The sequence below is a fragment of the Pseudomonas sp. M20 genome (genome assembly GCF_045037865.1).
Classification (GTDB): domain Bacteria; phylum Pseudomonadota; class Gammaproteobacteria; order Pseudomonadales; family Pseudomonadaceae; genus Aquipseudomonas.
This window is the reverse complement of sequence record NZ_CP173611.1, coordinates 5,230,101-5,253,345: the sequence shown is the minus strand read 5'-3', so window position 1 is coordinate 5,253,345 and position 23,245 is coordinate 5,230,101. Positions and strand designations below refer to the sequence as shown.

The following is a 23,245-nucleotide window of genomic DNA, read 5'->3' as shown; positions in this document are numbered from 1 at the left end:
GCTGCAAGCCACTGGCTTCAAGCAGCAAGCTGGAGCCAGTGCGCGCTGTAACGGACTAATGTGATTTTCTTGCAGCTTGAAGCTTGTAGCTTGGAGCTGTCGTGTAAGAGGTTTTGAAGATGGCCGAACGTCTCAGTAACGACTTTCAATTCATCGATGTCGGGCGCAAAGATCCGAAGAAGAAACTGTTGCGTCAACGCAAGAAAGAGTTCGTCGAAATCTACGAACCGTTCAAACCCCAGCAGTCGGCCGATCAGGCCCACCGCTGTCTGGGTTGCGGCAACCCGTATTGCGAATGGAAGTGCCCGGTGCACAACTTCATTCCCAACTGGTTGAAGCTGGTGGCCGAGGGCAACATCCTCCAGGCCGCCGAACTGTCGCACCAGACCAACACCCTGCCTGAAGTCTGCGGTCGGGTCTGTCCGCAGGATCGTCTGTGCGAGGGTGCCTGCACCCTTAACGACGGTTTCGGCGCGGTGACCATCGGTTCGGTCGAGAAGTACATCACCGACACCGCGTTCGCCATGGGCTGGCGCCCGGACATGTCCAAGGTCAAACCGACCGGCAAGCGTGTCGCGATCATCGGCGCGGGCCCGGCGGGCCTGGGTTGTGCCGACGTGCTGGTACGCGGCGGCGTGACCCCGGTGGTGTTCGACAAGAACCCGGAAATCGGTGGCTTGCTGACCTTCGGCATCCCCGAGTTCAAGCTTGAGAAGACCGTGCTGAGCAATCGCCGCGAAGTCTTCACCGGCATGGGCATCGAGTTCCGTCTGAATACCGAAGTCGGCAAAGACGTGACCATGGAACAACTGCTCGCCGAATACGATGCGGTGTTCATGGGCATGGGCACCTACACCTACATGAAGGGCGGTTTTGCCGGTGAGGATCTGCCGGGCGTGTATGACGCGCTGGACTTCCTGATCGCCAACGTCAATCGCAACCTGGGCTTTGAAAAGTCGCCGGAAGATTTCGTCGACATGAAAGGCAAGAAGGTTGTGGTGCTGGGCGGCGGCGACACGGCGATGGACTGCAACCGTACCTCGATCCGTCAGGGGGCCAAATCGGTGACCTGCGCTTATCGTCGTGACGAAGCGAACATGCCCGGCTCGCGCAAAGAGGTGAAGAACGCCAAGGAAGAAGGCGTGAAATTCCTCTACAACCGCCAGCCGATCGCCATCGTCGGTGAAGACAAGGTTGAAGGTGTGAAAGTGGTCGAGACCCGTCTCGGCGAACCGGACGCCCGTGGCCGTCGCAGCCCTGAGCCGATCCCGGGCTCCGAAGAGATCATCCCGGCCGACGCCGTGGTCATCGCTTTCGGCTTCCGCCCGAGCCCGGCGCCGTGGTTCGAACAGTTCGAAATCCAGACCGACAGCCAGGGCCGCGTTGTCGCGCCTGAGCAAGGTCAGTACAAGCACCAGACCAGCAACCCGAAAATCTTCGCCGGTGGCGACATGGTGCGCGGTTCCGACCTGGTGGTGACGGCGATCTTCGAAGGCCGCAACGCCGCCGAAGGGATCCTCGATTACCTGGGCGTCTGATTACATTTCAATCTGAAATGCGATCAAAAATGTGGGAGCGAGCTTGCTCGCGAAAGCGGTCTATCAGCCAACTGCAATGTTGGATGTGCCGGCCCTTTCGCGAGCAAGCTCGCTCCCACAGTTGTTTCCTGGTGCTGCAAAATCAGCATTCCAACGCAATAAATTGACCCGATAGACAAAAGGCTGACCTGCATCCGTGCCTTTTGCGTCGCGCTCTGAGAAAATGCCCGCACTTTTTTTCCGGATGCCGACATGACTGCCCTGAAGAACGACCGTTTCCTCCGCGCCCTGCTCAAGCAACCCGTAGACGTCACCCCGGTGTGGATGATGCGCCAGGCCGGCCGCTACCTGCCGGAATACCGCGCCAGCCGCGCCCAGGCCGGTGATTTCATGAGCCTGTGCATGAATCCGGAATTCGCCTGCGAAGTCACGATGCAACCGCTCGACCGTTATCCACAACTGGACGCGGCGATTCTGTTTTCCGACATCCTCACCATCCCCGATGCCATGGGCCAAGGCTTGTATTTCGAGACCGGTGAAGGTCCCCGCTTCAAGAAAGTCGTCAGCACCCTCGCTGATATCGAAGCCTTGCCGATCCCGGATCCGCACAAAGACCTCGGCTATGTGATGGACGCGGTCAGCACCATCCGTCGCGAGCTGAACGGCCGTGTGCCGTTGATCGGTTTCTCCGGCAGCCCGTGGACCTTGGCGACCTACATGGTTGAAGGCGGCTCGTCGAAAGACTTCCGCAAGACCAAAGCGATGCTCTACGACAACCCGCAAGCCATGCACCTGCTGCTGGATAAACTGGCGCAGTCGGTGACCTCGTACCTCAACGGCCAGATCATGGCCGGCGCGCAAGCGGTGCAGATCTTCGACACCTGGGGCGGCAACCTGTCGGCGGCGGCGTATCAGGAGTTCTCGCTGGCCTACATGAAGAAAATCGTCAGCGGCCTGATCCGCGAAAACGACGGACGCAAAGTGCCGGTGATCCTCTTCACCAAAAACGGTGGCCTGTGGCTGGAAAGCATCGCCGACGCCGGCGCCGACGCACTGGGCCTCGACTGGACTTGCGACATCGGTAACGCCCGCGCCCGCGTTGGCGACAAGGTTGCCCTGCAAGGCAACATGGACCCGACCGTGCTCTACGCCAAACCGGAAGCGATCCGCACTGAAGTCGGACGCATTCTGGCCAGCTACGGCAAGGGCAGTGGTCACGTGTTCAATCTGGGTCATGGCATCACGCCAGAGGTTGATCCGGAGCATGCCGGTGCGTTCCTGCGCGCGGTGCATGAGCTGTCGGCGCAGTATCACGAGTGATCGCCACACCATAAAAAACGCCCGGCTAGATGTCGGGCGTTTTTGTTGGCACGATTCAATGTCGGACACAGATCCACTGTGGGAGCGAGCCTGCTCGCGAAAGCGGTGGATCAGCAAACTTTGCATCAACTGACAAAACGCCTTCGCGAGCAGGCTCGCTCCCACCTGGGTCCTGTGTCAGGCTTTGACGCCCTGCAGCGGCGGCAACTTCGCCAGCTTCAATGCGACCAGCAGCGCGATCAGCAACAGCGCACCAATAAACAGGCCTATGCCATTCCACCCGCCCAAATGCCAGAACACCCCACCCGCCGTGCCGGCAATGCTCGACCCGGCGTAATAACTGAACAGGTACAACGATGACGCCTGCCCCTTGGCCTTGGTCGCCCGCCGACCAATCCAGCTGCTCGCCACCGAGTGCGCGCCAAAGAAGCCAAAGGTGAAAATCAACATGCCGACAATCACCAGCGGCAGCGGCGTAAACATTGTCAACGCAAGACCCGCAAACATCAGCGCAATGGTCGCCCACAGCACTTTGCGTCGCCCCAGTTTGTCCGCCAGCGAACCAATCTTCGCCGAGCTGTAGATCCCCGACAGATACACCACCGACAACAATCCAACAAACACCTGATCAAGGTTGTACGGCGCGGCCAGCAAGTGATAACCGATGTAGTTGAACAGCGTGACAAACGCGCCCATCAACACGAATGCCTCCAGAAACAGCAACGGCAGACCGGCATCGCGAAAGTGCATGGTGAAGCCGTCAAGCAAGCTGCGCGGATGCAGCGAACGTGAGCGGAAGTTGCGCGATTCGGGCAGGATCTTCCAGAAAACCGCTGCGGCAATCATCGCCAGACCACCGATCACCAGCATCGCCGTGTGCCAGCTGACGAAGTCGATCAACACGCCGGTGATCAAACGTCCGCTCATCCCGCCAATCGCATTTCCGCCAATGTACAAACCCATCGCCAGACCAATGTGTTGCGGATGGATCTCTTCGCTCAGATAAGTCATCGCTACCGCCGCCAGCCCGCTCAGCGACAGCCCGATCAGCGCACGCATGATCAGCACGCCTTCCCAGCTCGGCATCATTGCACTGGCCATGGTGCACAGCGCTGCCGCGAACAGCGCGGTCACCATCACCGGTTTGCGCCCGACCCGATCAGAAATCGGCCCGGTGATCAGCAGGCCGATGGCGAGCATGCCGGTGGCCACCGAGAGAATCAGGCTGCTCTGCGCCGCGTTGATTCCATACTCGTGGGACAGCAGCGGCATCATCGGCTGCACGCAATACAGCAGGGCAAACGTCGCGAAGCCGCCGCTGAACAGCGCCAGCACCGTGCGCATGAACATCGGCGTGCCTTTTTCGATGTAGATCTCTTGCAGCTCGGCGACGACATCGTCCGCCGCAGCAGGCGGGACTTCATGGGCTAGGGGCGCGACAGCAGTTTTCACTTCAGACCTCGGAGGGCACGGCCAGGCAGGCAATGAAAAAATCATATAGCTGGCTAATGTTTCTATCCAATATATTGTTCGACCTGTTTGATAGCTTTAACGACCTAATGGGGTTTCCATGGAATTGCGTCATCTGCGCTACTTCATCGCCGTTGCCGAAGAGCTGCATTTTGGCCGTGCCGCACAAGTGCTGGGGATTTCTCAGCCGCCACTGAGTCAGCAGATTCAGGCGCTGGAGCAAGAGGTTGGCGCGCGGTTGTTCGAACGGACCAATCGTCGGGTTGAGTTGAGTGAGGCGGGGCGATTGTTTCTGGAAGAGGCGCGGCTGGTGCTGGCGCAGGTTGATAAAGCGGCGGACGTCGCCCGACGTGCGCAACTCGGTGAACTGGGCGAGTTGAAGATTGGTTTCACCTCGTCGGCACCGTTCAACTCGACCATTCCCCAAGCGATCTTTGCCTTTCGCCAGCGTTTTCCGGCGGTGCACCTCAACCTTCGTGAGATGAGCAGCACGCAGGTCGCCGAGGGCCTGGTGGATGAGTCGATCGAGGTCGGCATCATGCGCCCGCTTGGGTTGCCGGATTCGCTCAGCGTGGTGGAGTTGATGCGTGAGCCGCTGGTCGCCGTGCTCGGTTCCAAGCATCCACTGGCCCAGGGATCGGAGGAGGGCTTGTTCCTCTCGGCGCTGGCGCTGGAGCCGTTCGTGTTCTTTCCGCGCAGCTACGGCAGCGGGCTGTATGCGCAATTGCTGAGCTTGGCGCGCGATGCCGGGTTCAGCCCGCACTTCGCCCAAGAGGCGGGGGAGGCGATGACCATCATCGGTCTGGTCGCAGCGGGGTTGGGGGTTTCGGTACTGCCGGCGTCCTATCAGCGGATGCGCATCGATGGCGTGGTCTACCGACCGTTGCTCGATCCGGAAGCGGTGTCGGCGGTGTGGCTGGTGCAGCGTAAGGATCAGAAATCGCCGATGGCCAAGGCGTTCGTAGATTTGCTCACGCGCAAAGTCGAGTCCGCTTAAAAGATCGCAGCCTTCGGCAACTCCTACAGGGAAACGCGAATTCCATTGTAGGAGCTGCCGAAGGCTGCGATCTTTTGATCTTGCCGTTAGGGCAACCGCACCAAATCCCCCTTCAACGCCACCCGCGTGACAAAAATCCCTGCCCGGCATTCATACGTATTCAAATCCTTGCGCACATGCTGGTCGTAATAGCTGACGATATTGACCACCGCATTCGCCCCGACCCGTTTGGCATCGGCCTGCAACTTGATCAGATTCGACTGCAACACCCACTCGCAGGAGTTGTGGTCACTCTTGTTGAAGCCATTGGTCTTCAAATCACTGACCACCCCGCTGCGCAATAACTGCTGAGTCCCCTGCGGTCCATTGCCGAGCAGATAGAACTTCACACTGCCATCCAGCCGTCCGGCGCGAATCGCGTCCGACAGCACGGTTTCGAAGGGCATGTACATCAAGTTGGTGGCGTGGCTGGCGCTGGGCAGTAGCGCGAAAAGCGCAGCGGCGATCAGGGCTTTCACTTGCATGGTCATCTCCTTGACGGTGAAAGAGAACCGCGAGTGCAGGGCTGATAGGCTCGCCGTTCCATCAGGCGCGGTGCGACGGCCTGTCCGGACGAGTGTAGAGCTGAAATGAGCAGGGCGCCGAATGGCGCCCTTTGTCGTTTCTGCAATCCCATCAATCCACGTGCGCCAAGTCCCCGCGCAGCGCCACGCTCGACACCACCAGCCCGGCACGGCACTGGAATTTCTCAGTGTCCTTGTACAGATCACGCTGGTCGACGCTGGCGATGTTGATCACCGCGTTGGCGTCGGCTTTTTTTGCGGCGTTCTGCAGAGTCGCCAGGGCCGATTGCAGGGCCCAGAAGCAGGCGTCTTCGTTGGATTTGTTCGAGCCGTTGGTTTTGCGGCTGCTGCTCACGGTGTCGAGTTTGCGCACTTGCTTGGGCAGGGTTTCGCCAGCCAGGTAGAACTTCACGCTGCCGTCGAGCAGGCCGGCGTCGGTGGCGCGTTTGACGCCTTCACGGAAGCTCAGGTAGGTCGGCTCGTCGGCGCCTTGTTTGACGATGCCCAGGTCGTTGACGAACTCGATGTCCGGGTTGATCGACAGCTCTTTGAGCACGTTGTCGCGCAGGCGGTTGACCCAGCGGTTGTAGTTGCCGTGGATCTTGCCGTCCTTGGCATCAAGGCCGTAGCTGCTGCGGTAGTCGATTTCGAACGAAGTCGGCGTGAACGGAATATCGACTTCGGCGTGATGGCGACCGCGTACGGTGATCGCCGCTTTGATCATGCCCGGACGTACCGATTGCACGACCCACTGGCGGTCGTTGAGCGCAGTGACGATCGCGCGGCTCATCTGTTGCTGGGTGAAACCGAGGTTGGGCGAGAACTCTTCCTTGGCGTTGTAAACCGGTTTGCTGGTGCAGCCGCCGAGCACAAAAAACAGTGCCAACAGAGCGGCGATGCGGTGAAACTGAGTCATTCCCTTCACTCCAAAGGTGTTGCGGTCAGTGCCAGCGGCGGAAAATCAACGAGGTGTTGACGCCACCAAAAGCGAAATTGTTGTTCATCACGTAGTCGTGATGCATCTGGCGGAACTCACCGCGCAGGTAATCGAGTTTGCCGCAGTGCGGATCGACCTCGTCGAGGTTGAAGGTGTGCACGTACAGGTCGCGATTCATCATCTCGATGCTGAACCACGACTCCAGCGCGCCGCAGGCGCCGAGGGTGTGGCCGAGGAAGCTCTTCTGCGAGCTGATCGGCATGCGTTCGCCAAACAAACTGCTGGTCGCCAGTGTTTCGGCAATGTCGCCCTGTTCTGTAGCCGTGCCGTGGCCATTTACATAACCGATGGCGTCCGGCGTGAGGCCGGCGTCTTCCAGCGCCAGTTCCATTGCACGACGCATGGTCACTTGTTCCGGGCGCGTGGTGTGTTGGCCGTCGGCGTTGCTGCCGAAGCCGACGATCTCGGCGTGGATGTGCGCACCGCGAGCGAGGGCGTGTTCCAGCTCTTCGAGCACGAGCATGCCGCCACCTTCACCGATCACCAGGCCATCGCGGCCCTTGTCATATGGGCGTGGGCTGGTCTGCGGCGCATCGTTTTTCAGGCTGGTGGCGTAGAGTGCGTCGAAGACCATGGCTTCGGTCGGGCACAGCTCTTCGGCGCCGCCGGCGAGCATCAACGGCAGACGCCCGAACTTGATCGCCTCGTAGGCGTAACCGATGCCTTGACTGCCGCTGGTGCAAGCGCTGGACGTCGGGATCAAACGACCGGTGAGGCCAAAGAAGATGCTGATGTTGGCGGCGGTGGTGTGCGGCATCATCCGCACGTAGGAGTTGGCGTTTAGGCCTTCGGCGACCGAGTTGAGCAGCATGTTGCCGAATGCTTTGATCTCGTCGGTGCTGCCGGTGGACGAGCCGCAGGCCACACCCATGCGCCCGTCCTGGATCGAAGGATCACCGAGCAGTCCAGCGTCGGTGAGTGCCTGTTCTGCCGCGCCCACCGCGAGACGCGACACCCGGCCCATGCTGCGCAGTTGCTTGCGGGTCCAGTGCGCAGGCACTGCAAAATCATCGATCGGCCCGGCCAGGCGCGTGTTGAGTTCGCTGAAACGATCCCACTCGTCCATCCGGCGAATGCCGCTGCGGTTAGCCGCGAAGTTGCCGGCGATGGTCTGCCAGTCGCTGCCCAGCGAGGTAATGCCGGCCATGCCGGTGACGACGACGCGCTTCATCAGCACAAGCCTCCGTTGACCGCCAGAACCTGACGGGTGATGTACGAGGCTTCCGCCGACATCAGGAAATTCACCGCACTGGCGACCTCTTCCGGGGTACCCATGCGTTGCGCGGGGATCATTTTCATCAATTCTTCCACCGGCACGTTTTCGTCGAGCATCGCCGTGTCGATCAGGCCCGGCGCGACGCAGTTAACCGTGATTTTGCGCTTGCCCAGCTCGATCGCCAACGCCTTTGCCGCGCCGATCACCCCGGCCTTGGAGGCGCTGTAGTTGACTTGGCCACGGTTGCCGATCAGCCCCGACACCGAGGTGATGCAGACAATGCGACCGGCGGCGCGGCGGCGGATCATCGGCATCATCACCGGGTGCAGAACGTTGTAGAAACCGTCGAGGTTGGTGCGTAAAACTACGTCCCAATCGTCGTCGCTCAGCGCTGGGAACGCACCGTCACGGGTCAGGCCGGCATTCAACACAACACCGTAATAGGCGCCATGGGTTTCGACGTCGGTTTCCAGAATGGTTTTGCAGGTCTCGCGGTCGGCGACGTCGAATTGCAGGATCCGCGCCTTGCGGCCCAGCGCTTCGACTTCAGCCTGAACGGCTTGTGCTTCGGCCATGCCGCTGCGGCAATGCAGGACGATATCGTGCCCGGCCTGCGCCAGACGCAAGGCAATGGCGCGGCCGATGCCACGGCTGGAGCCGGTGACCAGTACGGATTCAGTCATGGTTCGACTCCTGTGTCTGTTGCAGATATTGAGTGACCTGAGGCGGACGGAACACGTTCAGGCGTGCGCTGGCGTGAATGCCGGCGCCGTGTATATGACATTCGAATACGCCCATGCCGTTGTCGTCTTCCAGCGAGCGCAGACCATGAATGGTCAGATCGCTACCGGCGGGAAAGGCTTCGACGTTGCATTCGAACCTGCGCGTGCCGAGCAGGAAACCCAGCTCCACCGGATTGCCTTTGAGTCGCGCGTGGCAACCGGCAAACGCGGCGACGCTCTGTGCCATCAGTTCGACGCCGACCCACGCCGGCAGGCTGCCGTCGGGCAGGCTGAACAAGCCTTCGGGCTTGACCGTGAGGCGGGTGAAGATCTGCTCCTCGTCAAAGCTGAGGATGCTGTCGATCAGAATCATGTCGCCCGCATGGGGCAGCAGTTCGGCGAGCGGCCAGGCCGTCATGGGGCGTCTCCGATAATCAGGCTGACGTTATTGCCGCCGAAGGCAAACGAGTTGCTCATCAGGTAGCGGGGTGCAATGGACGTCAGGCGTTCGCTCGCGGTCACCCAGTTCAGCAGTGGCAACGCGGGATCGGCCTGAGCATCCCAGACGTGTGGCGGCAAGGCGTGGTCGGGGTTTTCGGCGCTCAGGCTCAGCCAGCAGAACGCTGCTTCCAGCGCACCGGCCGCACCGAGGGTGTGGCCGGTCATCGGTTTGGTCGAGGAACAGGCGACGCCTTCGGGAAACAGGATGGCAACCGCCAGGCTTTCCATGGCGTCGTTGTGCTGGGTGGCGGTGCCGTGCAGGTTCAGGTAGTTGATCTGCGTTGCCTGCAGGTGCGCGCGGTTCAAGGCCTTCTGCATCGCTTGCAGGGCGCCGCGCCCGGTCGGTTCAGGGGCGGAAATGTGATGGGCGTCGGAACTGGCGCCGGCGCCGAGCAAGGCAATGGCCGGGCCGTCGCCCTGTTGTTTGCTCATCACGAACAGCACCGCCGCTTCGCCGATGTTGATGCCGCTACGGTTGGCCGAGAACGGATTGCAGCGCTCGTCGGATATCGCTTCGAGTGACGAGAAACCGTTGAGGGTCAGTTTGCACAAACTGTCGACGCCGCCGCACAGCACCGCGTCGCACAAGCCCAGGTCGAGCAGACGCTGAGCGCTCATCAATGCGCGGGCGCTGGAGGTGCACGCCGTGGAAATCACATAGGCCGGGCCGCTCAGTTGCAGCCAGTCGGCGAGAAAATTGGCCGGGGCGCCGAGTTCCTGTTGCCGATAATCGTATTCTGCCGGGAACTGCTGTTCGCGAATGTAGTGCGCCAGACCACGGCTGGCCTCGTCGATGCCCGAAGTGCTGGTGCCGAGCACCACGCCAATGCGCTCGCGGCCAAAGGTCTGGATCGCTTGATCGATGTCATCGCGAATCTGCAATGCCGCTTCCAGCAACAGCTGATTATTGCGACTGCGCTGATCGGCGAGTTCTGCCGGGATCGGCGCCAGTTCGCCGTGGACGGCGGCCACCGGCAACTCACGCTCCGCCACCCAGCCGGACTCTCGGCGCATGCCCGAGCAGTCGCCGGCGAACAGGTTGCGGGCGATTTCCGACTTGTCGCGACCGAGGGCGCAGATCACGCCGAGGGCATTCAGGTAAGCGGTCATGGCGTCGGTTCACCCAGCGGAGAAACGCGATAGTGCGGGCCTTGAGGCAGGTTCAATTCGAAGCTCAACGGTTGTGCATAACGGATGTCCCAGCGCGCCGGCAGGGCGCGTTGCTGGCCCTGCTGCAGTGCGGCGGGGTAATTGCGCAGCAGCTCGCCGGACGGGGTCAGGGCGAACAACAGCGCGGCAAACAGCTCTCGGGCTTCGGGGTTCGGCGGCAGCAGCCCATCGGCCTGCCAATGGCCGTCGATCAGTTGCTGCCGCGCTTGGGGAATGCCCAGCGGGTCCATCATCGACCAGCGAATGCCCGGGCCTTCGCGCTGGATCACCAGCAGCCAGTCCTGGCGTTGTTCGGCTTGTTGGCGTTCGATGTGCAGTTGCAAGGGCAGCGGTAAAGTCGGGTTGCTCGCCGGTAGCGGCGCCTGGCTGGCGCAGGCACTCAACAGAAGCATCACGCCGACCACAAAAAGTCGCCACACCGCGGACACTGTGGGAGCGAGCCTGCTCGCGAAGACGCCGGCACATTCAACAAAGAGGCTGGCTGACACACCGCTTTCGCGAGCAGGCTCGCTCCCACAGGTTATGTGTCGCATCAACGATCACCTTCAAGCGGCTTGCGCGCGACAACGTTCACCAACGTCTCTTCGCGCTCACCAAACGGCTTCGGCTTGCGCAACCCAAACCGTTCCAGCAAGCCAAAATCCTTCGACCGGCTCCACCACAGATACGGGTAGGAAACATTGCCCTCGCCAAATTCGAAACCCTGCCCGCGAATCATCTCCAAATACTGCGCCGCACTCTTCTGCACGTGCATCGGATGGCGGAACAGCCAGCGGATCACCCACGTATCAATGTATGCCTCGGTGGACTCGGCGAACAGCAGATAGCCACCCGGTTTCAGCACCCGATAAAACTCGGCCAGGGCCTTTTCCTGCTCGACCAGATGATGAAAAGTCTGGTGGCAGAACAGCAGGTCAACGCTGGCGTCTGCCACATTGAGTGTCGCGCAATCGCTGCCGATCAGTTCCACGTCCAGATCCAGACGCGTCGCTTCTGCGCCGCTCAATTCAAGGCTGTGCGGGTCAGCATCTACGCCGATCAAACGCTGTGGCGCAAAGGTCTGGCGCAGATGACCGAACGACTTGCCCTGACCACAACCGGCATCCAGCAACACCGGATGTTCCGGCGGCACTTCACTGAACAAGCCGCGTAAATCATTGATCGCCACCCGCAACACGTGGTGCTGCCAGGTGTGGCTGCGCAGAAACCAGAAACCGAAGCGGGTTTCCTCGACGTAGCTGTCGCTCAAGTAGTTCATGTGGCGTCCTTTGCACAGAGTTCGGAAATCATCTTCAAGCGGCGGCGCGCTTCGCTGACGAACGGGTTGCGTTCGTCCCAGGCGTACCCGGCGAGGATCGAGCAGATCATCCGGCGAATTTCCGCCTGGCTGTCTTCATAGAAAATCACGTCCTGAAAGGTGCCGGCGTACCAACCCTCGACGTAGCAGCGAAAGGTGTCGACGCCGCGCATGAGCGGTTCGGCGAATTCGCTTTGCCAGTCGACGGTTTCGCCCTGCAACTGACGGTGCAAAACCGCTGCCGCCATGCTCGCCGAGCGCATGGCGATGGTCACGCCGGAGGAGAACACCGGGTCGAGAAATTCTGCCGCGTTGCCGAGCAAGGCAAAACCAGGCCCGTGCAGGGTCTTCACATTGGCGGCGTAACCGCCGAGGGTGCGTGCCGGGGTGTCCCAGACAGCGTTGTTCAATACGCCGGCAAGACTTGGCGTCTCGGCAATGAAACTGCGCAGGCAGGCATCCAGATCGCTGTCGCGGTCGTTGAAGTGTTCCTCGGCCGCGACAACGCCCACCGAGCAGCGGCCGTTGCTGAACGGGATCGTCCAGAACCAGATATCGCGGTGCTCTGGATGAGTGGTGACGAGAATTTTTTCGCGATCAAATGCCGGGTTGTCGATGTGATCTTCGACGTGGGTGAACACCGCCTGACGCACCGGGAAATTCGACGGTGCTTCCAGGTCCAGCAGTCGCGACAACACGCGGCCGTAGCCGCTGGCATCGAGGACGAAATCCGCTTCAACGCGGTACTCACTGCCGTCCTCGCGGCGCACATCCAGCTGCGGTTTCGTCAGCTCGAAATCGACGCTGACGATGGCATCGCCGTAGCGGATTTCCGAGCCCTGCAATGCCGCTTGATCAGCCAGCAGTTTGTCGAAGTCGGCACGCTGCACCTGGAACGTGGTCGGTTTGCCGCCGGAAAAGGTCTCGCTGAAATCGAAGGCGCTGTAACGCTCACCCCAAGCGAATGCGGCGCCGGTCTTGCGCTGGAAGCCGGCGGCATTGACGGCGTCGAGCATGCCGGCCTCTTCGACGAAATCCAGGCAATGGCTGAGCAGACTTTCGCCGATGGAAAAGCGTGGGAAGTGCTGGCGCTCGAGCACCAGCACATCGTGGCCCTTGCGCTTGAGCAGCGCGGCGGCGATGGCGCCTGAAGGGCCGGCGCCGATGATCACGACCTGACGGGATTCCATTTCAACGATTGGCACGTGAACTCCGGGGCAGAGGATGTTGCAGATTCAAAGGCGCGCGATGCAGGCCGATCAGGGCCGGTAGCAGCGTCGCGATCAGGCCCATCAGCATCAGCGCGAAGTACAGCGCCGGGGTGATGAGCTGTTGTTGCAAGAGCAGATTGAGAAAGACGATTTCGCTGAGGCCACGAATGTTCAGCAGCACGCTTTCGCGCCAGCGGCTGGCGCCTTCGAACGAAGCGCCGGCCCAGCCGAGACCGAGCCAGTTGCCGAGCAGTTTACTGGCAATCGGCAACAGCAGCAGCGCCGCCCATTGCACCACGCCGAGGCTGGCGAGGGCGCTGTGCACGTCGATCTGGACGATGCCGAACGTGAGGATCAGCGGGATTGCCAGCCACGTCTGCAAACGGCTCATCCAGCGCGCCGGGAACGGTAGCACCAGCGGCACTTTCAGCGCGGCCATGCACAGCAGGTAGCCGATACCGAAGATCAACGCGTTGAGTTTGTAATGCTCGGCCATCACCAGCAGCGCAAAGAAACCGAGGCTGTAAGTCAGCGGCCGACGCACACGCAACAGATTTAATAGCAGTGGCACACAGGCGAAACCCAGCGGCAGCAACAGACTGCTCAGATGCAGACTGCCCTGGGCGAGGCCGAACAGCGTCCAGCAGGTCAGATCAATGAGGATCGCGGTTTGCACCAGACGCCGGGTGGCGGCGGGCGGGTAATCGATGTGTCGCAGATACAGGTACAGCACCGGGATCGCAGTGATCGCGAATACTAGTCCTAAGGCCAGCGAGTTGAGCCACGGTTGCGTTGGCAGTAGCCAGTAAGCCGCCGCCAAGCCGCAAGTGAACGGCACGGCAAAACTCGGCACGGCGATTTTCACGCTCTGCCGATCGAGTTTCAGATCAATCACATCACTGAGGATATGCCCGAGCAGCAGGGCAAAGCTCAGGCTGTAGAGGTTTTTCAGCCAGTCTGGAGCGATCAGTTCGGCGCCGCTGAGCTGCCAGCCCGGTTCGATCCAGAAGTACATCAGCAGCGGCAAGCCGAAGCTGGCCAGGAGCAACTGACTGACAATCGGAATCAGGCCAAAGTGGCGGCCAACACGAGTGGCCACGGCGAACAAGGCCATGGCCAGCAGCCAGAAAACGACGATCATCATGCCGCTGGCTCCGCGACTGTCGCGGTGTGTTCGTGGCGTCCGGCCCACGGCGCCAGCATGAAGCTGAAGGCCAGACCGAGGCTCACCGACAGGCCGAAATTGCTCACCGCCGGCGTGCTGGAAACCGCCAGCAAACCAAACGATAGCCACGTCGTCACAGCGGCCAGCAAGGTGCCGAGCAGGCTCACCGCTGCGCCACCGACTTGTTCACGCATGAGAATCGCGTAGTCGACGCTGATTGCGGTCACCAGCAGCAGGCCGAACAGGCTGAACAGGGTCAGTGGCTGACCAAGCCAGCCAAGACTGGCGAGGCTGCACAGCGCGGCGAGCAACGGCAGGGCGACGATGCGCAGCGCACCGCCGAGACCGAACGGCAACATCAGCACCAGCACGATCAACGCGCAGGAAGCGAGTTTCAGTTCAGCGGCGCTGATCTGCGTCGCGGCGAAAACCTCGTTCAACTCACCGAGGCGATTGACCAGCATTACCCCCGGCAAGTCCAGCGCTTGCACGCGCAGCAGCGCCGGGTTGTTAAAACCTTGCAGGCTGGTCATCGCCGCCACGCCGTCTTCGCTCGGGCCGAGCCAAAGCATGCGATAAGGCTCGCCAAGTGGACCGGCCAATGCCGCGTCGATGTCTTCAGCGGGCACGGTCTGCAGCTGTTGCAGTTCTGCTTGCAGGGCGGCGAGCGGTACACCGAGGTCGAGCAATGGCTGCCAGTATTGCGGCAGTTTGTTCAACGCCTCGCGCACCTGTTCTTGCTGGTTCGGTGGGCTGACCAGTTGATCGAGGGCCAGATAGCCTTGCAGCTTGTCGAGGTTGACCAGTTGCTGCAGACGCTCGCTCAGTGCGGCCTGCCGTTCGAGCAATTGCTGCTGATTGTCGGCGCGCACGAGGAAGAACTGGCTGGTGGGCTGATAGCCGGTGATGCGCGCGATGGCCTGCGCTTCGTCGGTCAGATGTTGCGGAGCGCCGACCCATTGGCGGATGTCATTCTTGCTTTGCAACTGAACCAGACCGCCCACGCAGAAGGCGATCAGCAGCGCCAGCAACACCGGTGTGCGCACGCGTTCGAGAAGTTTTTCGCGCAGATTGACCAGGCGCTGGGCCAGATGCAACGGCCATTGTGCGGGCCGCAGTTCGACGTTGCTCAGTAGCGCTGGCAGCAGGCAGACGGCCGACAAATACGCACCGAGCAATCCTGCGGCAGAGAACACGGCGATTTGCGTCAGCGCCGGGAACGGCGTCCATGCCAGCGCCAGATAACCGATGGCGCTGGTGATCAGGCTCAGGGTCAGCCCCGACAAGGTCAAGCGCAAGGCTGGCCAACTGCGCCACGGCTTCAGGCTCCAGCTCTTCGAGAGATAATGCAGCGGATAATCCACGGCCACGCCGATCAGGCTGGAACCTAGCACCAGTGTCATCACATGCATATGGCCAAACAGCGCCACACACGCCACCGCACCGAACAACATGCCGACCAGCACTGGCACAAATGCCAGCAACACGCGCCAGCGACGGAAAGCGAGCAACAGCAGCAACAGAATGCCGACAGTGGCGCCGCCGCCAACCCAGGTCATTTCACGAGTCGCTTGCTGCTGACCGTTGGCCGCGTACAGCAAGCCGCTGGCGGCGAGCAGTTGCACATCGGATTTCGCGGCCTGCTCGCGACTGTGTTGCAGCAGTGCGGCGACTTGCAGCGGCAAGTTCATGTCGAAGGCGTTGCCGGTGGTGCGCGCTCGCAGCAGCACCCAGCTCTTGCCGTCGGCATCGGCAATCAACGCGCCGCTGCCGATGTCCAGTTGCACCGAACCGTGCTGCGGCTGGCTGTTCTGAATGCGCCCGGTCAGGCCCAGCCAGTCGTCCTGACTTGGCACCAGACTGAAACCACTGAACGGATCGAACAGGGCCTGCACGCGTTGCTGAATGAAGGCGTCGGGGTGTTCGATCAGCAGTTGCCGGTCATCCGCCGAGAGCATCGCCAGCCGCCCTTGCAGCAGTTGCGTGCGCAGGGCCGGCAGATCCGCTTGCAGGTTCCACTGCACTTTTTCGAACAACCCGCTGGCTTGCCATTGCTCACCCAGGGTCTGCGCCATGGTGACGGCTTGCTGGCGATCGGTGTGGCCGACCAGAACCAGCATTTCGCGGTTGAGCGGTTCCTGCATGCGTTGTTCGGCGCGCAGTTCGAGAGCGTCAGGGTCAGTGCCGGGTACCAGCTCCATCAAATTCGCCGACAGCGGCGCACCGTCACGCCACTGCCAACCGGCCAGCGCGACGACGGCCAGCAGCAGGATCAGAAACAGCCAGGGCAGCCTGCGTTCACTCGGCAAAGTCATGTTGCTCCGCGTCGCTCAACGGTTGACTGGCGATGCTGTCCTGCATGCGCAGCACAGTGCTGTCGCCTTGGGTTTCCAGCAGTTCGATGGTCTGCACCAGCGCGCCGCCGTCGATGTTGATCTGGTTGAACACTTGCTTGAGCAGCAGCGAGCGCGGCGTCAGGGTGAGTTTCCACTGTTGTGCATCACCGCTCAGGGCCAGTTCGAAGTCGCGTTGCAGGCCACTGCTGTCGCCTTGCAGCACGGCGAGGAACAAGCGGTTCTGTTCAGCCCCTGCGCTCTTGTTCGGCAGCAATTGCCAGCCGTTATCGTCGCGGCGGGCGATGCCTTTGGCGCTGATGCGGTAATCCTGCTGCAGCGGGGTTTTCAGCAGCCAGAGCAGGCCGTGGTTTTTCGCCAGAACGAAATGGCCCTTGCTGATCAGCGGCTGCGGTAATGCACGCAGGTGTTTTTCCTGGATGAACTGGCCGTGGATCACGTCCGGTTTCGCCAGTTGTTCGCTGAGCTGTTGCAGATCGAAGGCGTTGGCCAGCGCCGACAGCGTCAGCAGCGCCAACACGCTCAGGCTTTTAACAAATACATTCATCGCAGCATCCTTTCCACGGCATTGGTGAAGACCCTCGGCGAAGCCAGCTGCATCTCGCGACTGCTCACCTCAACGGCGACCTGCACCGAGCTGGCGCGGGTCAGGCGTTCGCCGCTGTGCAGGTCGGTGATCAGGTAATTGATCTTCAGCCGGTTTTCCCACTCGACCAGACTGGCGCGTACGTTCAGGCGTTGACCGAACACTGCACCGCGCACGTAGCGCAATTGCAGGTCGATGATCGGCCAGGCGTAACCCGACTCGAGCATCTGCGTGTAGTTGTGGCCGATCTTGTCCAGCAGTGCGCAACGCGCGACTTCCAGATACTTGACGTAATGGCCGTGCCAGACGACGTGCATGGTGTCGACGTCGAAAAACGGCACGAGGATTTCGGTGTCGGCGTGAAGCACTCCGGCGCTACGCATGCAGCCTCCAGTGTTGCGCGGCGATGTGTTGCAGGCAGAGGCGCAATTCGCCTTCCAGTGCGCGGTCTTCGATAACTGGCGGGAAGTCCTTGGCGAGTTCTTCGTGCATTGCCGCCAGTGACGGTGGCAGCGGTCGGGCATCCTCCGCTTGAGCACGCAGCCACACGCCTTGGTTGGCGGCGAGCAATGTCGCGGCGGCGACCTGTTCGGTCAGTTCCAGCACACGGATCGCATCGCGGGCGGCGATGGTGCCCATGCTCACTTTGTCCTGGTTGTGGCACTCGGTGGAGCGCGAGAACACGCTGGCCGGCATGGTGTTTTTCAATGCTTCGGCGGTCCAGGCGCTGGTGCCGATCTGCACGGCTTTGAAGCCATGGTTGATCATCGCGCGATCCGCCGGGGCGCCGGAGAGGTTGCTCGGCAGACCGTGGTTGTAGCGCTCATCCACCAGCAAGGCGAGCTGCCGATCGAGCAGGTCAGCAACGTTGGCCACGAGGTTTTTCAGGCTGTCCATGGCGAACGCGATATGGCCGCCGTAGAAGTGCCCGCCGTGCAACACGCGCTCGGCTTCGGCGTCGATGATCGGGTTGTCATTGGCGCTGTTCAGTTCGGTTTCGATGAACGAACGCAGCCAGTTCAGGCTGTCGGCCAACACGCCAAGCACATGCGGGGCGCAACGCAGCGAATAGCGATCCTGCAATCGATGCAGTGGCGCGGTCGGTGCGTCGATCGCCAGATCCTTGCGCAGCCACGCGGCGACCTGCATTTGCCCCGGATGCGGTTTGGCGGCGAACAGGCGTTCGTCGAAGTGCTCCGGGTTGCCTTGCAGCGCGACCACATTGAGCGCGGTGATGCGCGTGGCCAGTTGCAGCAGATAGTCGGCGCGGGCGAAAGCCAGGCAGGCGAGGCCGGTCATCACCGCAGTGCCGTTCATCAGCGCCAAGGCTTCTTTCGGGCGCAGCACCAAAGGCGTCCAGCCCAGTTCGCGATGCACGTCGGCCGCCTGACGGCGTTCGCCACGGAACATCACTTCACGCTCGCCGGACAGTGTTGCGGCGACGTAAGACAACGGCGTCAGATCGCCGCTGGCGCCCACCGAGCCTTCTTCAGGAATCAGCGGCAGGATGTCGTATTCGAGAAACGCGTGCAGACGCTCCAGCAGTTCCACGCGTACCCCGGAAACGCCGTGGCACAACGACTGCAAACGTGCCGCGAGCACCGCGCGAGTGGCTTGCGCATCAAGCAGCTTGCCCAACCCGCAACCGTGGAAGGTGTAGAGATGACGCGGCAACGCTTCGACGTGATGCAACGGCACCGCGACCACGCAGGAATCGCCGTAACCGGTGGTGACGCCGTAGATCACGCCTTCCTTGTCCAGCAGCGAATCAAGGAACCGCGCGCCCTTGGCGATGCGCTCGCGATACTCGGCGTCGCTCTGCAACTGCACGGGCGCCTGACGATTGGCCAGGGCCAGCACGTCTTCGATGCGCAATGGGCGTTCGCCGAAGGTTACCGGCTCATGGGTTGGCGTCGTCATCGGTCTTCCAGAAAGGGTAAAAGTTGAACCATTGTTGCGGCGCTTCGAGGCAATAGTGACTCAGGCGCTGCGCATAGCGGGTGGCCCACTGATGAATGACCTGCTCGCGCTCACTGCGCTTCCATACCACGGCGTCGGCGAAGGGCTCGAGGGTCAATCGATAGTGGCCGTCCGGTTGCTTGAGGCACATCAGCAGATTGACCGGGCATTTCAGCAAACCGGCGAGCAGCCACGGGCCTTGCGGGAACGGCGCCGGGTGGCCGAGAAAGTCTACGGTGACACTGCGCCCGCCGTGCAGCGGCACGCGGTCGCCGGCAATCGCCAGCCACTCGCCGCGCTCCAGCCGTTCGTGCAGTTGCAGCATGATCACCGGGTCGAGCTCGCTGACCTGAATCAGGCGCAGATTGGTCGCCCCGGCTTCACCGAGCAGGCGGTTGAATTGCTCGGCGTGTTTGGTGTGCACCAGCACGTTCATAGTGACCTTTTCGCCGATCTCCGCCAGTGCGCGACAGACTTCGAGATTGCCCAGGTGAGCGCCGACCAGCAGTTGCCCGCGACTGCCGCGCAACTGGTTGCGCAGCAGCGCCGGGTCGATGATTTCGATCTGTTCGATACGGAGCTTGCCATTCCATACGTCGAGCTTGTCGAGCATGGAATCGGCGAAGGCCATGAACTGGCCGAACACTCGCCAATGCGTCGGGCGCAACGCGTCGCGCTGGCTCCATGCGGCCAGGCGCTGCTGGTATTGCCAGGCACTGCGCCGTGCGGTGCGGCCGAACAGGAAAAAGTACAGGACGATGCCGTAGAGCAACGGGCTGAGCAGGCGTCGACCAAGGACCTTGGCGGCGAACGCGGTGAATTTCATCAGCAGGAAACTGCCGCGTTCTTCGCGGTCGGCCCAGTGCTTCTTGTCGGTCTCGCTGGTCATGTTCGCCACCGCCGCCAGAGGATCACCGGGAAGCGCAGCAACATGCCAAGAAACAGCCGTGTGTGCATGCTGGAAATCAGTGCGTTGTCGTGGAACAGACGGAAGTGCGACACACCGTCCAGCGGGTAGTGCACGCTGGTTTGCAGCCAGCGCATCGGCTGATTGCGCCACGACAGGCGTACAAGAATGTCCGAATCGAAATCCATGCGCTTGCCGACTTTCGCCGAATCGATCACCGCCAGCGTCGGGGCCAGCGGATAGACGCGAAACCCGCACATCGAATCGCGGATCTGCAGTGACAGCGTGTTGATCCAGACCATCACGTGGGTCAGGTAGCGCGCGTACAAACGGCCTTTCGGCACACTCTCGTCGAACAGCGGATAACCGCAGATCATCGCCTCGGGATGGGCACGGGATTCCTCGACGAAACGCGCCACGTCGTGCAAGTCGTGCTGACCGTCGGCATCGACCTGCAGCGCATGGCTGAAACCCAATAGTGAGGCTTCGCGCAAACCGGTCATCACCGCACCGCCCTTGCCCTGATTCGCGGTCAGGCGCACCAGATGCACGTTGTCGCGCTCGGCCAGTGCGTCGAGAACCCTGGCACAGGATGGCGTGCTGGCGTCGTCCACCAGAATGCACGGCAGGCCTTGCGCGAGCAGGGCGTCGACCACCGTGGTGATCGCGGTTTCGTGGTTATAAACCGGGATCACCGCGCAAGGGTTATGCATAGCAGTTCTCCATTGGAAAACCGCGATCCCTGTAGGAGTGAGCCTGCTCGCGATTGAGTGCGCAGCACTCACCAAGGTCAATCATGCTCTACACCCAAAAGAATCCGCCCACTGGAGCAGGTTGCCGTGTCATTACGGTAAGCGAAATACAATTTGCGGCGCTCAGGATCAAAGCGCAGGTGCAACTGGATTTCATCACCGGGGCGCACCAGTTGCTGGAACTTCAGCACTTCCATCCCGGCAAACGGGCCGGTCAGATTCAGCAACTGCCGCCCAAGGTTCAGCGCCCATTCCACCTGCACCACACCGGGCAATACTGGAGCTTTGGGAAAGTGACCACTGAAATAAGCCAGATCCGGCGGCACGCTCAGTTGCAGACTCCATTCACCCTCGGTCTCGACCTGCGACAGCACTTCCGGCGATTTCGGTCGCGGCGCCATCAACAGCGCTTCAACGTCGGCCTGCGGCAGCTTGCCTTGGCTGTTCAACGGCAATTGCCGCACCAGTCGCCAGCGGCGGGGCAGGGCCAGGGCTTCGCAGTGTTGGCGCAAATGCTGGCGCAGGGTTTCAGTCAGGCTGCGACGGCCGTGCTCACGCAAGGCAAACAGGCCATCCTCGCTAAGCACCAGCAACGCACCGAGGGAAGCACGGTTTTCCTGGACCACGCCCAAGCGCGCTTCGGCGACCCATTCGTGGGCAACCAAGGCTTGTTCGAGCATGGGCAGAGAGATGCGTTTTTCTTCCAGTTTGACGATCCGGTCCAGCCGCCCGAGCAGTTCGAAGCGGCCATCGGCGGCGATGCGCGCAGCGTCAGCGGTGTGTTCGACGTGCCCGGCGGGCAGGTAAGGTGAAGCGATCAGCAGGGCGCCTTCGCTGTCTTGGCTCAATTCAACACCGGCAAACGGTTGCCACAGTTGTTCGCCCTGACGCCAGGCAATGCCACCGGTTTCCGAGCTACCGAGGATTTCCGTCGGCCATTGTTGCAAGCGTTGTTGCAGACTCTGCGCGGCTTCAAAGGGCAACGCGCCGCCGGAGGAAAACACCCGGCGCACGGCGCTCAGGGCCGGCCAGTCAAGGTTGTCGCCCATGCGTTTGAGCAGCGCCGGACTGGCAATCCAGGCGAAGGCCGGATGTTCGCGGCTGGCACGCTGCAAGTCTTCGGGAAACGCCAGTTGTTTACGCGCAAACGGGCGCCCGGCACACAGCGGCGACAGCACGCGAAACAGCAAACCGTAAATATGCTGGGTGGCGACGCTGCCGATGATGCAGGCCTCACCGAGATCGGCGCCCCACAGTTGCTCCAGCGCTTCGACTTCATTGGCCAGTTGGCGCAGGGTTTTGTCGATGCGCTTGGGCTCGCCGCTGGAGCCGGACGTGCACAGGCTCAGACGGCACTGGTCGAGATCCAGCTCGGCGCCGGGCAACGGCGGCTGATGAAAGTCGCTCAGCTGCGCGTCATCGGCGTGATCCGTCAGCCACTGATCGACTTCAGCCGACCAGCGCTGGCGGGTTTGTGCTTGCAGATCCGAGGGCAGCAGCACACTGACGCCGGCACGCCATGCGCCCAGCAAAGCGATGGCCAGTTCTGCGGCATCTTCCAGGTGCACAGCCAGGCGCTTCACGCCTTGCGCTTGCAGACCGGCGGCAACGCTCAGCGCCTGCTCGCACAGTTGCGCGTGATCGAGGGCCGGTGCGTGGCTGACAGCCCGCGCCGGCGCAGCCTTGAGCAACAGCTGCTCAAGCTTTATCCAGTTCATGTACGGCCTCTTACCCGTTGTCGTATCAGCCATTCAATGGCAAACATCAGGCCGATCAATCCATAGGAGATCAGGCCGGTGTACAACATCCACCAATTCAGCGGCGCCCACAGTGTCAGCAGGGCGGCGCACAAACCGTTGCAGAAGAAAAACACGCTCCAGGCCACCGTGACCTTGCGCGTATAGTGGATCGCGATGTCCGGCAGCTCTGGTTCACGCAAGCGCGCCAGCCGCTCGACCATCGGCGGGCCGTATTTCAGGCTAAGGCTGAACAGCACCAGCATGAAGCCGCTGATCAGCACCGGGTACCAGCGCAGCAACAGCGGACTGTCGAACAGCGCCAGCAACAGGCAGAAGACGATCGCCACACAGGCCATCCACAGGCTGCCGGGCTTGCGCTCGCCGGTCAGCGCCCGCGCCAGCCACAGGCTGCCCAGCAGCAGGCCGAACTGCCATGGAGCAAAGTGCTCCATGCCGAAATACACCGCAAAGGGGTACAGCAGACCGGCCAGCAGCAGGCCGAGGCCGATCAGTCGGCTCATGCGGCCGGTTGAACCAGGCGGTAGACCGCCTCGACCACGTCACCGACAGTGCGCACCGATTTGAACTCTTCGGCGGCGATTTTCTTGCCGGTCTGGCGCTTGATGTGATCGATCAGATCGACCGCATCGATGCTGTCGATTTCCAGATCCTGATACAGGTTGGACTCCAGGCTCACACGGGCCGGATCCAGTTCGAACAGCTCGACCAAGGCATCGCGCAGGGTGTTGAAAATATCGTCACGAGTTTGCATGGTCCGGTC

23 protein-coding genes are annotated in these 23,245 nt (G+C 61.5%); 3 read left to right on the top strand and 20 right to left on the bottom strand.

The window, feature by feature from the left end:
• The first annotated feature begins 119 nt into the window (after positions 1-119).
• The gene (locus ACI514_RS23240; protein ID WP_039757038.1) at positions 120-1,538 is read left to right on the top strand and encodes an FAD-dependent oxidoreductase; all 1,419 of its coding nucleotides are present in this window, start codon (positions 120-122) and stop codon (positions 1,536-1,538) included.
• A 252-nt stretch (positions 1,539-1,790) separates the two neighbouring features.
• Entirely contained in the window at positions 1,791-2,858 is a 1,068-nt protein-coding gene (gene hemE, locus ACI514_RS23235; RefSeq protein ID WP_053116656.1) for a uroporphyrinogen decarboxylase, read from the top strand.
• 177 nt (positions 2,859-3,035) lie between these two features.
• Here hemE and ACI514_RS23230 read toward each other — a convergent pair whose 3' ends face one another.
• Entirely contained in the window at positions 3,036-4,310 is a 1,275-nt protein-coding gene (locus ACI514_RS23230; RefSeq protein ID WP_405122461.1) for an MFS transporter, read from the bottom strand.
• 118 nt (positions 4,311-4,428) lie between these two features.
• Between ACI514_RS23230 and ACI514_RS23225 the strand changes: the two genes are divergently transcribed.
• Complete coding sequence (locus tag ACI514_RS23225) at positions 4,429-5,325, top strand: LysR family transcriptional regulator (RefSeq protein WP_116255738.1); 897 nt, start codon at positions 4,429-4,431, stop codon at positions 5,323-5,325.
• Between the two features lie 86 nt (positions 5,326-5,411).
• On the opposite strand, the gene ACI514_RS23220 is transcribed toward ACI514_RS23225, so the two are convergent.
• The 19 genes from ACI514_RS23220 to ACI514_RS23130 all read right to left on the bottom strand — a co-directional run bounded on the left by ACI514_RS23220 (position 5,412) and on the right by ACI514_RS23130 (position 23,236).
• Complete coding sequence (locus ACI514_RS23220) at positions 5,412-5,849, bottom strand: excinuclease (protein WP_116029238.1); 438 nt, start codon at positions 5,847-5,849, stop codon at positions 5,412-5,414.
• Between the two features lie 151 nt (positions 5,850-6,000).
• Complete coding sequence (locus ACI514_RS23215) at positions 6,001-6,804, bottom strand: hypothetical protein (RefSeq protein ID WP_160055126.1); 804 nt, start codon at positions 6,802-6,804, stop codon at positions 6,001-6,003.
• Between the two features lie 25 nt (positions 6,805-6,829).
• A complete protein-coding gene (locus ACI514_RS23210; RefSeq protein WP_405122460.1) occupies positions 6,830-8,056 on the bottom strand; it encodes a beta-ketoacyl-ACP synthase in 1,227 nt (408 codons plus the stop codon).
• On the bottom strand, positions 8,056-8,784 hold the full coding sequence (gene fabG, locus ACI514_RS23205; RefSeq protein WP_160055131.1) for a 3-oxoacyl-ACP reductase FabG: 729 nt from the start codon (positions 8,782-8,784) through the stop codon (positions 8,056-8,058). The genes ACI514_RS23210 and fabG overlap by 1 nt, the downstream gene beginning before the upstream one ends.
• Entirely contained in the window at positions 8,777-9,241 is a 465-nt protein-coding gene (locus ACI514_RS23200) for a hotdog family protein (RefSeq protein ID WP_160055133.1), read from the bottom strand. Before ACI514_RS23200 ends, fabG begins: the two co-directional genes overlap by 8 nt.
• Positions 9,238-10,434, bottom strand: coding sequence for a beta-ketoacyl-[acyl-carrier-protein] synthase family protein (locus ACI514_RS23195; protein WP_405122459.1), 1,197 nt, complete (start codon positions 10,432-10,434; stop codon positions 9,238-9,240). Before ACI514_RS23195 ends, ACI514_RS23200 begins: the two co-directional genes overlap by 4 nt.
• On the bottom strand, positions 10,431-10,886 hold the full coding sequence (locus ACI514_RS23190; protein ID WP_405122458.1) for a hypothetical protein: 456 nt from the start codon (positions 10,884-10,886) through the stop codon (positions 10,431-10,433). Before ACI514_RS23190 ends, ACI514_RS23195 begins: the two co-directional genes overlap by 4 nt.
• A 140-nt stretch (positions 10,887-11,026) precedes the next feature.
• Positions 11,027-11,752 carry a class I SAM-dependent methyltransferase gene (locus ACI514_RS23185; protein ID WP_405122457.1) on the bottom strand — a complete coding sequence of 242 codons (726 nt, stop codon included), beginning with the start codon at positions 11,750-11,752 and terminating at the stop codon, positions 11,027-11,029.
• On the bottom strand, positions 11,749-12,996 hold the full coding sequence (locus ACI514_RS23180) for an NAD(P)/FAD-dependent oxidoreductase (protein ID WP_405122456.1): 1,248 nt from the start codon (positions 12,994-12,996) through the stop codon (positions 11,749-11,751). Before ACI514_RS23180 ends, ACI514_RS23185 begins: the two co-directional genes overlap by 4 nt.
• Positions 12,983-14,146: a sodium:proton antiporter gene (locus tag ACI514_RS23175; protein ID WP_405122455.1), complete on the bottom strand. Its 1,164-nt coding sequence runs from the start codon at positions 14,144-14,146 to the stop codon at positions 12,983-12,985. Before ACI514_RS23175 ends, ACI514_RS23180 begins: the two co-directional genes overlap by 14 nt.
• A complete protein-coding gene (locus ACI514_RS23170) occupies positions 14,143-16,482 on the bottom strand; it encodes an MMPL family transporter (RefSeq protein ID WP_160055151.1) in 2,340 nt (779 codons plus the stop codon). The genes ACI514_RS23175 and ACI514_RS23170 overlap by 4 nt, the downstream gene beginning before the upstream one ends.
• Positions 16,466-17,068 carry an outer membrane lipoprotein carrier protein LolA gene (locus tag ACI514_RS23165; protein ID WP_405122454.1) on the bottom strand — a complete coding sequence of 201 codons (603 nt, stop codon included), beginning with the start codon at positions 17,066-17,068 and terminating at the stop codon, positions 16,466-16,468. The genes ACI514_RS23170 and ACI514_RS23165 overlap by 17 nt, the downstream gene beginning before the upstream one ends.
• Positions 17,065-17,490 (bottom strand): thioesterase family protein, encoded by a 426-nt coding sequence (locus ACI514_RS23160; protein ID WP_160055157.1) that lies wholly within the window; start codon positions 17,488-17,490, stop codon positions 17,065-17,067. Before ACI514_RS23160 ends, ACI514_RS23165 begins: the two co-directional genes overlap by 4 nt.
• A complete protein-coding gene (gene hutH, locus ACI514_RS23155) occupies positions 17,483-19,027 on the bottom strand; it encodes a histidine ammonia-lyase (RefSeq protein WP_405122453.1) in 1,545 nt (514 codons plus the stop codon). Before hutH ends, ACI514_RS23160 begins: the two co-directional genes overlap by 8 nt.
• On the bottom strand, positions 19,008-19,955 hold the full coding sequence (locus ACI514_RS23150; protein WP_150794116.1) for a glycosyl transferase: 948 nt from the start codon (positions 19,953-19,955) through the stop codon (positions 19,008-19,010). The genes hutH and ACI514_RS23150 overlap by 20 nt, the downstream gene beginning before the upstream one ends.
• Positions 19,952-20,686, bottom strand: a complete 735-nt coding sequence (locus ACI514_RS23145) for a glycosyltransferase family 2 protein (protein WP_160055163.1) — start codon at positions 20,684-20,686, stop codon at positions 19,952-19,954. The genes ACI514_RS23150 and ACI514_RS23145 overlap by 4 nt, the downstream gene beginning before the upstream one ends.
• Positions 20,687-20,763: 77 nt before the next feature.
• Complete coding sequence (locus ACI514_RS23140) at positions 20,764-22,443, bottom strand: AMP-binding protein (RefSeq protein WP_405122452.1); 1,680 nt, start codon at positions 22,441-22,443, stop codon at positions 20,764-20,766.
• Complete coding sequence (locus ACI514_RS23135; protein ID WP_160055169.1) at positions 22,440-22,985, bottom strand: hypothetical protein; 546 nt, start codon at positions 22,983-22,985, stop codon at positions 22,440-22,442. Before ACI514_RS23135 ends, ACI514_RS23140 begins: the two co-directional genes overlap by 4 nt.
• On the bottom strand, positions 22,982-23,236 hold the full coding sequence (locus ACI514_RS23130) for an acyl carrier protein (RefSeq protein ID WP_007909503.1): 255 nt from the start codon (positions 23,234-23,236) through the stop codon (positions 22,982-22,984). Before ACI514_RS23130 ends, ACI514_RS23135 begins: the two co-directional genes overlap by 4 nt.
• Positions 23,237-23,245 lie beyond the last annotated feature (9 nt).

Bases quoted from the DNA above. Each gene is read 5' to 3' on its own strand.
- ACI514_RS23190 (WP_405122458.1), bottom strand. From the start codon at position 10,886: ATGCTTCTGTTGAGTGCCTGCGCCAGCCAGGCGCCGCTACCGGCGAGC.
- hutH (WP_405122453.1), bottom strand. From the start codon at position 19,027: ATGACGACGCCAACCCATGAGCCGGTAACCTTCGGCGAACGCCCATTG.
- ACI514_RS23165 (WP_405122454.1), bottom strand. From the start codon at position 17,068: ATGAATGTATTTGTTAAAAGCCTGAGCGTGTTGGCGCTGCTGACGCTG.
- ACI514_RS23240 (WP_039757038.1), top strand. From the start codon at position 120: ATGGCCGAACGTCTCAGTAACGACTTTCAATTCATCGATGTCGGGCGC.
- fabG (WP_160055131.1), bottom strand. From the start codon at position 8,784: ATGACTGAATCCGTACTGGTCACCGGCTCCAGCCGTGGCATCGGCCGC.
- ACI514_RS23220 (WP_116029238.1), bottom strand. From the start codon at position 5,849: ATGCAAGTGAAAGCCCTGATCGCCGCTGCGCTTTTCGCGCTACTGCCC.
- ACI514_RS23215 (WP_160055126.1), bottom strand. From the start codon at position 6,804: ATGACTCAGTTTCACCGCATCGCCGCTCTGTTGGCACTGTTTTTTGTG.
- ACI514_RS23225 (WP_116255738.1), top strand. From the start codon at position 4,429: ATGGAATTGCGTCATCTGCGCTACTTCATCGCCGTTGCCGAAGAGCTG.
- ACI514_RS23140 (WP_405122452.1), bottom strand. From the start codon at position 22,443: ATGAACTGGATAAAGCTTGAGCAGCTGTTGCTCAAGGCTGCGCCGGCG.
- ACI514_RS23200 (WP_160055133.1), bottom strand. From the start codon at position 9,241: ATGACGGCCTGGCCGCTCGCCGAACTGCTGCCCCATGCGGGCGACATG.
- ACI514_RS23160 (WP_160055157.1), bottom strand. From the start codon at position 17,490: ATGCGTAGCGCCGGAGTGCTTCACGCCGACACCGAAATCCTCGTGCCG.
- ACI514_RS23135 (WP_160055169.1), bottom strand. From the start codon at position 22,985: ATGAGCCGACTGATCGGCCTCGGCCTGCTGCTGGCCGGTCTGCTGTAC.
- hemE (WP_053116656.1), top strand. From the start codon at position 1,791: ATGACTGCCCTGAAGAACGACCGTTTCCTCCGCGCCCTGCTCAAGCAA.
- ACI514_RS23175 (WP_405122455.1), bottom strand. From the start codon at position 14,146: ATGATGATCGTCGTTTTCTGGCTGCTGGCCATGGCCTTGTTCGCCGTG.
- ACI514_RS23210 (WP_405122460.1), bottom strand. From the start codon at position 8,056: ATGAAGCGCGTCGTCGTCACCGGCATGGCCGGCATTACCTCGCTGGGC.
- ACI514_RS23150 (WP_150794116.1), bottom strand. From the start codon at position 19,955: ATGACCAGCGAGACCGACAAGAAGCACTGGGCCGACCGCGAAGAACGC.
- ACI514_RS23185 (WP_405122457.1), bottom strand. From the start codon at position 11,752: ATGAACTACTTGAGCGACAGCTACGTCGAGGAAACCCGCTTCGGTTTC.
- ACI514_RS23170 (WP_160055151.1), bottom strand. From the start codon at position 16,482: ATGACTTTGCCGAGTGAACGCAGGCTGCCCTGGCTGTTTCTGATCCTG.
- ACI514_RS23145 (WP_160055163.1), bottom strand. From the start codon at position 20,686: ATGCATAACCCTTGCGCGGTGATCCCGGTTTATAACCACGAAACCGCG.
- ACI514_RS23195 (WP_405122459.1), bottom strand. From the start codon at position 10,434: ATGACCGCTTACCTGAATGCCCTCGGCGTGATCTGCGCCCTCGGTCGC.
- ACI514_RS23130 (WP_007909503.1), bottom strand. From the start codon at position 23,236: ATGCAAACTCGTGACGATATTTTCAACACCCTGCGCGATGCCTTGGTC.